Source organism: Priestia sp. P5_B4, from assembly GCF_056400385.1.
In genome coordinates this window covers 1-724 of record NZ_JBFULJ010001345.1, presented here as the reverse complement: position 1 = coordinate 724, position 724 = coordinate 1, and the positions used below count along the sequence as shown (strand labels likewise).

Genomic DNA, 724 nt, shown 5'->3' with positions numbered 1-724 from the left:
TGATTACGCTTTGCTCACTCTCTGTAAAAATGTCGTCCATCACTGTTTGAATGTTTGATTTGACAATACAGTCAGCGTCAGGGTCGCCGCTGCACCAATGAGGCTTCAGCGTTCCTGTCGATATAACCCGGTAAATCAATCCAAGACTTATTTCAGCAGGGCTGCAGCCTAAAGTATAACCGCCGCCTAGCCCTTCTTTTGTCCGAACCAAGTTGTTTTTTCTGAGTGTACTCATTATTTTCCGAACCCGTGCAGGATTGGTACAGATGTTATAAGCAATCGATTCACTGCTTGCTCGGTGATCTGGTAAATTTGCTAGGAACACTAAGCTGTGCACGGCAATGGTAAATTCACTGTTCATCTTCCATAAACCACCTTTTTTCTTTCTCTACTGTAACGTTAAGTGACACAGTTGGAAAAGTCAAGAGAGCAAGGAGGGAAAGAAGAACTGTAGCTTTATTTATTCACGGTCTTCTTTTTCTATACTTTCTACTTCATTAGCTGAGTTGATTTCAAGGTATACCGTCTTTTCTTTTAAACTGCCCTTTTCTTCTTTTTCAAAGTCTGTGCTTTTTTGATACGTTTTTTTGCCGTTTGGAACTTTTACCGTTATATGTTTGTTACTTTCTTCTATAAAAACACCTACAATTTTACGCTCGTCTCCATCTTGTTCATAAACGCCATTTTTATCTGCTTTTGCTTTTGGAGTTAATTCAATACTAGT

1 protein-coding gene and 1 pseudogene are annotated in these 724 nt (G+C 39.2%); both read right to left on the bottom strand.

Going from position 1 to position 724, the window contains the following annotated elements; all coding sequences use genetic code 11:
* A partial coding sequence (locus tag AC1DRF_RS30895) for an Rrf2 family transcriptional regulator (protein WP_477742687.1) occupies nucleotides 1–361 on the bottom strand: 361 nt, incomplete at its 3' end.
* Between the two features lie 99 nt (nucleotides 362–460).
* Nucleotides 461–724, bottom strand: a pseudogene (locus tag AC1DRF_RS30890) (hypothetical protein); the annotation flags it as partial.